This window comes from Burkholderia sp. MSMB1078WGS, from assembly GCF_001528895.1.
Taxonomy (GTDB): domain Bacteria; phylum Pseudomonadota; class Gammaproteobacteria; order Burkholderiales; family Burkholderiaceae; genus Burkholderia.
On sequence record NZ_LPDI01000030.1, the window covers coordinates 1 to 1,689 of the forward strand.

The window sequence follows — 1,689 nt, forward strand, 5'->3', positions numbered from 1 at the left end:
ATGTCATACCCGGATTCAGATGTCCACCTTCGAGCCATTTAAAAATGTCCGGTTTCAAGGTTGGTTTTGCAGCGTTTCTTTCTTCGCTTTAACCGTTACGCAGTGTCGAAGGTCGGCGCCTGCACGGGCAGGGCGCTTACGCTCGCTTCCTCAGCTTTTGCAGACCGACGGCCAGGTTTGTCCGCTGGCTTGGCGGTTTGACGACGTTGCGTCAGATCCACGATCACATGCTCGACGTCGGCCTGCGTAATCTTGCGCTGCTTCTTCTTACCCGGCTCTGCCTCGTTTCGGTTGGTCCGCGTCGAGTCGCCACGATGCGTTCGAGACGGCGCTTTACCGATTCGGCTGTTATCGCGTTGCGCCTGAAGCGCTTGCGCGACCTGCAGCACATGGCTCAAGCGCTTGTGCTCGACGACGGCACCCTGATCGATTTCAGCCAAACGATCGTACTGCCGGCAGCGCAGCACGCGATCGTCAGCACGGAGCTCGATTCGTCCATCCGGGTACTCCCACACCTCGATCTGCCGGTCGATCAACTTTCGGTTCTCCGGCGTGTCCTCCAGCAAGTACATCACCCGGTCGTATTGCACCGTCAGCGACTTCGTCACTTTCCGCGGCTCACGCCACGTCAGCACCACGTCCAGACTCTCGTCGGCCCGTAGCGGCCGATGTGCATTGAAGTCGCTCTTCGGCGGCTTCGCGAAACGCGCGTTGTAGGCGGCCATGAAGGAGGGCGCGTAAGCGTTCGCGTCGGCCACCGTGTTGATCCCGCGCAATCGCATCTCCTTGACCAGCCGATCCTGCAACGTCAGGTGCGCTCGCTCGACGCGTCCCTTGGCCGAACTGCTGTTCGCACAGAACGTGTCGATGTTCAGCTCGTACATCGCGCGGCCGAATGGCGTTACGCGGTTGCCAGTCTTGCCCGGTGTCGAAACGCGGAAGACACTGGCCTTGTCGCTGTAGAACGCCCCAGGTTTGCCGTGCCGTTCGATGTATGCCCGTGTTGCCTCGAAGTAGCTGAACGTCGACTCCGTCTGCGTGAAGTGCAGCATCATCAACCGGCTCGTCGCGTCGTCCACATACACCAGCAGCGTGCAGGCCGGCGCCCGGTTCTCGAACCATCGATGATCGCTGCCGTCGATCTGGATCAGTTCGCCCAGACACGCCCGGCGCGCACGTGGCTGATAGACCTTCGGCGGTCGTTGCCGGCGTGGAATCCACAAGCCAGCCTCCGTCATCAGCTTCCTGACCGTCTCCTTGGCCAGCCGAATGCCGTGACACTCCCAGAGCTTCTCGCAGGCCAGTGTCGGCCCGAAATCGGCGTAGCGATCTCGGATGATCGACAGCGCACGATCGGCGGCTCCTGGATCCAGGCGACGGTTGCCGGGCTTCGCTCGGTGCCCCGACACCAGTCCCGCCGGCCCGTGCTCGCGCAGCCGGGCAACCAGTCGGCGAACCTGACGTGTCGTCAACTCCAGCCGTTCCGCTGCACGCCATGGCTTAAGCTTGCCGTCCGCTACATCCTGAATGACCTTGAATCGGTCCAGCTCGCGCATCGTCATCGTGATCCGCTCCGTTGCAGCCATCGCAGCCTCCGGCGCCGGGAAACCGGCAGCCGGACAGCTTACGCGGCCCGAAAGCGGACATTTCTATGTAGCCAAAAGCGGACATTTCAATCTAGCTACTACA

1 protein-coding gene is annotated in these 1,689 nt (G+C 61.5%); it reads right to left on the reverse strand.

Annotated elements, in window-relative coordinates; translation table 11 throughout:
* Nucleotides 1-95: 95 nt before the first annotated feature.
* The gene (locus WT24_RS06690; protein WP_060032170.1) at nucleotides 96-1,586 is read right to left on the reverse strand and encodes an ISNCY family transposase; all 1,491 of its coding nucleotides are present in this window, start codon (nucleotides 1,584-1,586) and stop codon (nucleotides 96-98) included.
* Nucleotides 1,587-1,689: the final 103 nt, after the last annotated feature.

Excerpts from the sequence above, each read along its gene's own strand:
- WT24_RS06690 (WP_060032170.1), bottom strand. The coding sequence starts at position 1,586 with ATGGCTGCAACGGAGCGGATCACGATGACGATGCGCGAGCTGGACCGA.